Source organism: Sutterella sp. (genome assembly GCF_052272535.1).
Lineage (GTDB): Bacteria > Pseudomonadota > Gammaproteobacteria > Burkholderiales > Burkholderiaceae_F > Sutterella.
The window spans coordinates 1-6,472 of the sequence record NZ_DAVZJY010000138.1 but is presented as its reverse complement, the minus strand read 5'-3'; the positions used below and the strand labels follow the sequence as shown (position 1 = coordinate 6,472).

4 protein-coding genes and 2 tRNA genes are annotated in these 6,472 nt (G+C 63.3%); 1 reads left to right on the top strand and 5 read right to left on the bottom strand.

All coding sequences use genetic code 11. The features are described 5' to 3' along the window. Positions 1–57 precede the first annotated feature (57 nt). Positions 58–1,887, bottom strand: coding sequence for an aryl-sulfate sulfotransferase (locus ACT6Y9_RS07635; RefSeq protein ID WP_295477419.1), 1,830 nt, complete (start codon positions 1,885–1,887; stop codon positions 58–60). Between the two features lie 186 nt (positions 1,888–2,073). Between ACT6Y9_RS07635 and ACT6Y9_RS07630 the strand changes: the two genes are divergently transcribed. Next, positions 2,074–2,997 (top strand): LysR substrate-binding domain-containing protein, encoded by a 924-nt coding sequence (locus tag ACT6Y9_RS07630; RefSeq protein ID WP_443744091.1) that lies wholly within the window; start codon positions 2,074–2,076, stop codon positions 2,995–2,997. 71 nt (positions 2,998–3,068) lie between these two features. Here the strand turns inward: ACT6Y9_RS07630 and ACT6Y9_RS07625 are convergent. The 4 genes from ACT6Y9_RS07625 to ACT6Y9_RS07610 form a co-directional block, all read right to left on the bottom strand. Then, positions 3,069–3,143: transfer RNA gene (locus ACT6Y9_RS07625), tRNA-Glu, on the bottom strand. Between the two features lie 61 nt (positions 3,144–3,204). Continuing rightward, positions 3,205–3,279: transfer RNA gene (locus tag ACT6Y9_RS07620), tRNA-Glu, on the bottom strand. A 179-nt stretch (positions 3,280–3,458) separates the two neighbouring features. After that, positions 3,459–4,853: a glutamate--tRNA ligase gene (gene gltX, locus ACT6Y9_RS07615; RefSeq protein WP_443744090.1), complete on the bottom strand. Its 1,395-nt coding sequence runs from the start codon at positions 4,851–4,853 to the stop codon at positions 3,459–3,461. 210 nt (positions 4,854–5,063) lie between these two features. After that, on the bottom strand, positions 5,064–6,287 hold the full coding sequence (locus ACT6Y9_RS07610) for a DUF401 family protein (protein WP_443744089.1): 1,224 nt from the start codon (positions 6,285–6,287) through the stop codon (positions 5,064–5,066). Positions 6,288–6,472: the final 185 nt, after the last annotated feature.

Below are 6,472 nucleotides of genomic sequence, written 5' to 3'. Positions count from 1 at the left end.
GCCGGGACTGGAAAGGAAGAGGATCAGGTCCCGGACCCGTGGGAGCGGAGATGTGGGCTACTTCGCGTGATGGAAGGCCTTTTCAACGCGGAAGGGCATCGCCTGATAGCCCATCGAGCCGTTGATGCGGATTTCGACCGAAGGTTCGGTCTTGCCCCACTTGAATTCCTGCAGATAGGGCGAGGGAGCGCCGACGGCTTTGCCCTTCACGAGCTGCATTTCAGGCGTCGCGGAATAGACCATGATCGAGTCCTTGTCGGCCTCATACTGCGTGAGCGACGTCACGGGGCTGTACCACGCGTGGCCGCGCTCCTTGCCGTACTCCCAAAGCTGCTCGACCGTGCGCTTTTCCTGATCCACCTTGAAGACCACGGCGCGCGAGTACTTCATGTCGGCGAGCGCCGGCTGTTCGAGGCCGCGGCCGTCGCCGTTGTCGAAGGCTGTCAGATAGACGTAGCGGTTGTCGGACTTGCTGTCGATGCGGAAGGCCGTGTGTTGCGTCCACGTCCAGTCGAAGTTCGTGTTCTCGCACTTGCCCTGGAGGCACTTGATGGGATTGCCCTTGCTGTCGACCGGCGTTAGGACCTTTTCGGCCCAGCCCTTCTTCCAACCGTCGGGAGCGCCGAGAATCCATTTCACCTGCTTGTCGCGGCCGATCTTGATGATCGCGGACTGGTGGCGCGAGCTGATGATGATCGAGTCGTCGGTCGGGTCGTAGTCCACGGAATTCACGTGCGCCCAGTTGCGGCCGACGCCCACGCCCGTGATGTCTCCGAAGTGCTCCTCCTTGTCCATCGCGGCGAGGTCCTCCGAGGAGAGGGTTTTGCCCGCGCTGTTGGCGTCAAGGTTGAGGCACACCGCCCCCTGGTCGAGCGACTTGATCACGACGTCGCGGTACGGGTCGAGGATCTCCCAGAGACGCCAGTCATCCACGACGCGGCCCGCCGGAGTCACCTCAACGATCACGTCGCGCACCGTGCGCACGTTCCGTCCGTCGGGGCGCTTGACATCGTTCGCGGCGACACGCAACAGGAAGTTCCCGTTCTGCGCCTGGTCGAAGGAGTGCGAGAAGTCGGCGTAGCCCGCAGGCAGACGCCGGTTGAAGACCTCACGGCCCATCACGTCGTACTTCGCGTAGCGTTGGCCGTAGCCCCAGGTAAGTGCACCGTCCTCACCCTGCTGGAAGCCCATCATCACGCCGCCGTTATAGACGGACTCCATGTCGTAGATCGAGTCGACGTTCATGTACCAGCGCACCGCCCCCGTCGAGTCGATGATGGCGTTCTGCGGATAGAAGCACCATTCGAGCGCGCCGCCCGAGGGGTTGTTCCAGACTACGCGCGAGCCCTTCGGCGGGGAGACGAGAAGGTTGTTGACGAGATAGAGACGGTCTTTGAACTCTGGATCCACCTTCACGACCGTGGTGTCGAACATGGTGCTCTTCTGCGAGACCGTGCCGTTGCCTTCGGTGTAGACGGGCGGCGCATAGATCTTGTAGGCCTCGTTCACCTTGATCTTCTCACCCTTGAGGTCGGCGCGCGTGTAGGAGACCTCGACCGTGTTGACGTAGTCCGGATAGAGGCCGAAAACCGGGATGCCGCCGTGGGTGAGGAGTTCACTCCGGTCCACGCTGTACTTGATCTCGGCGCCGTTCATCTTCGGAACAATGCGCACGGTCACGTCGGAGAGCGTGTAGCCGCCCGAGCGGATGATCGCCGTGAGGGGAGCGATGCGGTACGGATTAGTGACCACCTCGCCGATCTGTCCCTGCTTGGCGTACTTCACCGCGGCGCCCGAAGCGCCGCCCGCGGCCGAGGCGGCGAGCGGAAGGCCGGCGGCGAAGACGGCGACTAGCGAGGCGGCGAGCAGTGTTTTCTGAATTTCCATTCTTAATCTCCTTTATGGGCGATTGGGTCCGGGCGAAGGGGCGGCCGGGCGCGGCGTCTGGACTGGCGCGCGGGATTCCCGCAGGTTCGGCGGATCTGAGGTAGATACTAGAATTGAGTAGTTCATTCGAACATTCCCGCTATCCACCGTCGAATTCGCGAAGCACGCATCAGGGACTTGAGCAAAATGCAACTCGATCAAATGCCGCCCTACGGGTCGCTGCGCCTGCTGCAGCTCCTCTGCGAGAAGCGCAATCTCGCGGCCGCGGCTGAAGCGCTTGGTCTCTCAATCTCGGCGGCAAGCCGCCGTCTCTCGGAATTGCGCGCGCTTTTCGGAGATCCGCTCTTCACGCGTTTTCCCGGCGGCCTCATGCCGACCCGCCGTGCGCTGCGGTTGGCCGACGAAGCCGAGGCGGTCATCCGCGGCTACGACGAACTCATGCGACCCAAGCGCTTCGATCCGGTTGGGATCGTGCGCGAGGTGAGAATCGGGTGTGCGGACAACGCCCCCTTTTCGCTCTTTCCCAACTTCGCGCAGCGCCTCCTCACGCAGGCTCCGGGCATCACGCTCACGTTCCTGCCGCTCGGGGAAGAGCGTTTCGCGCAGCTCTCAAAGGGAGAGCTCGACTTCGTCGTTTCGCCCGTGATGGCGCTCCCCGAAGGGCTCCGCGGCATCAGCATTGGGGAGAATGAATACGTGCTCGCCGCCGGTCGGCATCACCCGCTCGCCGCACGCAGGGAGGAACCTGTCGGCAACGACGAAGTGCTTCGCCACGCCTTCTTCGACATCTGCTTCCGCACGCATCCGGGCGGACCGGTTCTGGCGCTGCGCGAAGTGGCGTTTCCCGCCTGGGCCGGCGCGCGAAGCGCCATCCGGACGACGTCCTTCCTCTCGGGCATCACGTCGCTCGGGGCGAGCTCGCTCCTCATGGTGCTTCCGAAGCGCACAGCCGAGACCCTCGACGCGGCCGGGATGATCTCCGTCGTCCCAACCAAGGAGAAGAGCGTCGTGCAGCATCCGCAGCTCATCTGGCACGTCCGTTCGGACAAGGATCTCGAACTCGAGTGGTTCCGTTCGGTTCTCCTCGCGAGCGCCCTGGAGTCCGCCTGAAGGGCGGGGAGTCTGCGGACAAATGAAAAAGCCCTGCGGCGCATGTGCACTGCAGGGCTTCTGAATTCGGTTGGCGTCCCCATCCGGATTCGAACCGGAGTTGACAACGTGAGAGGCTGCCGTCCTAACCGCTAGACGATGGGGACACTTGAAGCATCGGGACCAAACCGGTCCGTCACTCCCAGATTTTTCTCCGACAGGATGTTTTGGCGTCCCCATCCGGATTCGAACCGGAGTTGACAACGTGAGAGGCTGCCGTCCTAACCGCTAGACGATGGGGACATCGCTGTGGAGAAGCGAAACTATACCCAAGGTCTCTAGAAAAAGCAAGAGGGCGGCGAAAATATTTTTTTTTCGCCGGAAAAGCAAAGCCCCCGCACGCGGGCGGAGGCTTTGTTCGAACCGCCGGCGCGTCTCTTCAGACGGGCGCCGGGGAGGTTCAGGCGGCTCGAACGGCTCGATCAGGCGAGGGCCTTGGCGATGCGCTCGAGCACCTTGTCGCGGCCGATCAGGCAGAGCGTGCGGTCGATCTGCGGCGTGCGGTCGGCGACGCAGACGCAGACGCGCAGCGGCGTGGCGAGCACCTTCATCGGCACTTCACGCTCGGCCATCACGGCCTGGATGGCGTGGTAGACGTTCTCGGGCGTCACCGCGTCGAGCGCGCGGAGCTTCTCGGCGAAGAGCGCGAGCGCCTCGCGGCCGCCGTCCTTCAAGGCGGCTGCTGCGGCGTCGGCCTCGGGGGCCTTCTCGACGTAGAAGAAGAGCGCGGCGTCGGCCAACTTCTCGAGCGTCGCGGCGCGGGTCTTCAGGAGGCCGCAGACGGTCGTGAGGTCCGGGCCGCCGGCGATGACGCCGCCGCGGGCCTCAATGCGCGGCGCGACGAGCTCCGCGAGGCGGGCGTCGTCGGCTTCCTTCATGTACTGGCCGTTCAGCCACTCGAGCTTCTTCCAGTCGATGCGGGCCGAGGCGCGCGAGCAGTCCTTGAGGTCGAAGACTTCGGCGAGCTCCTCGCGGGAGAACTTCTCCATGTTGCCGTGGCCCCAGCCGAGGCGGGCGAGGTAGTTGAAGATCGCTTCCGGGAGGTAGCCCTGCTTTTCGTACTCGAGGACCGAGACGGTGCCGTGGCGCTTCGAGAGCTTCTGGCCGTCCGGACCACAGATGAGGGGCAGGTGCGCGAAGACCGGAACCTCGGCGCCGAGCGCGCGGTAGATGTTGATCTGGCGCGGCGTGTTGTTGATGTGGTCCGCGCCGCGGATCACGTGGCTCACCTTCATGTCCCAGTCGTCCACCACCACGGCGAAGTTGTAGGTGGGGATGCCGTTGCGCATGATGATGAGGTCGTCCAGCTCGGAGTTCTGGACGGTGATGGGACCGTAGACGGCGTCGTCCCACGTGACCGCACCCTCGTCGGGGTTGCGGAAGCGGATTACAGGCTTCACGCCTTCGGGAATCGGGCGGCCTTTGCAGTTCTCGGGACGCCAGCGGCCGTCGTAGCGGGGCTTGAGGCCCGCGGCGCGCTGGCTCTCGCGCAGGGCGTCGAGCTCTTCGGGCGTCGCGTAGCAGTAGTAGGCGCGGCCGTCGGCGAGCATCTGGTCCACAACCTCCTTGTAGCGCGCGAGGCGGTCCATCTGATAGATGGGGCCCTCGTCGTAGTCGAGGTTGAGCCACTTCATGCCGTCGAGGATGACCTGCACGGCCTCCTTGGTGGAGCGCACCTGGTCGGTATCCTCAATGCGCAGCAGGAACTTGCCGCCGAAGTGACGGGCGACGGCCCAGCAGTAGATGGCCGTGCGCGCGGTACCGAGATGCATCATGCCGGTGGGGCTCGGCGCGATGCGGGTGCGAATTTCCTTCATTTCTGAAATCCTTGTGGGAAAAGCTTTCGTGGAAGTCTGAATGATTGCGTGGTGCGCCGGCCGCCGGAACGCCCTCAAGGGCGTCCAAGACGGCCGGAAGAGAAGACCGCCGGCCTTCCGGGTTCCTTGAGGGAACGGTTGCGGAACGCAGCGCAGCGGTCGTCTTCAGAAGTGTTCACAAGTCTAGCCGCCCATTCTAGGACGGAGTGCTTAGGCCCATGTGAAATAGGTCCAGGCGGCGAAGACCACCGAGAGGATCGCCTCGCAGATGAAGATGCTCTTCAGGGTCTTGAGGAAGTCCGCCTTGAAGTAGTCCACGGAGATCGTGAAGCACAGGTGCACCGGGGTGAGCATCTGCCCGACGCAGCCGAAGACCATGCCGATGCCGGCATACACGAGGCTGCCCGGAGCGACGGCGGCCGCAATCGGCATGATCATCGCAATGTAGCCCTGACTCATGCCGGTGAGAAGCCCCATCAGGACGGAGATGAGCGCGAAGATCACGGGCATCGGAAGCGGCAGGGCCTTGAGCGCCGCGAGAGTCTCGTCGAGCACGCCCGTTCCGGTAAGGAGCGAGATGAAGTAGAGGATCATCACGACGTTGAGAAGGAGCTTCACGTCGAAAGCGTCCTTGAAGATGTCGATGATCGGCACGGGGCGCTTGAGGAGCGCGAAGGTCGGAATGAGCGCGAGCACCGCCACGCCCATCGCGATGCCCGCGGGCATGTTGAAGACGAGCATGAGGAGGATGTTGAGCACGACGGGAGAGACCGCGAGCGCGACGTTGCCGAGGTCGACCCAGCGAGAGGCGCCCGTGTCCTCGGGCTTCTTCACGTGGTCGAACTTCTTGAGGGGGGCGAGCATCACGAACCAGCCCGCGATGAAGGAGAGCACCGCGAACCAGAAGAGGTGGAGCACGAAGTCCGAGAGGTGGATTCCCGTGATGGTGCAGGCGAGCAGCATGCCGGGCACCGTCGGGCTCGCCGTTTCGAAGATGTGGCGGAAGTAGTAGTTGATCGCCGCCTTCTTTTCGGGCGAAATCGTCATGTTGGCGCTCGCCTGCTGCACGATCGGGGCGGAGAAGCGTGCGCCGCCGAGGGAGGGCAGGAGTCCGAGGAAGGCGGGCATGACGGCGAGCGTGATGCGCACCGAGGAGAAGAGCCGGTTGAGGGCGTCCACCATCTTCTTGAGCGTGCCGGACTTGCGCAGCTGCACCTCGAGGCACATCACGAAGTAGAGGGCGAAGAAGAGGTCGTAGGTGCGCGGCAGCGTCACCGTTTCGACCGCAGACGTCCAGAAGGTCATGAGCGAGCGGTCGTTGCAGAGCCACATGACGAAGCCTGCGGCGAGAATCGCGAGGCCGATCATGACGCGCTTTCTGAGAAGCACGACGATCGTCAGGATCGCGAGCAGGAGGGTGAGGAAGATAGGCATTTGGAGTTAGCTCCAAGGGACGGGCTGAGAATTTTCGCCTATTTTAGGCGCGCGTCGGTTGGGGGCGGCGGGGGCTCTTTCACGTTCCAAGACTCGTTCCAAAGCTAACTATTGGGCATCTCTCTAAAATCGGTGTCTGTCAAGTTAGTTGCCGAAAATAATTGAAGATTGATGCCCTATATTTA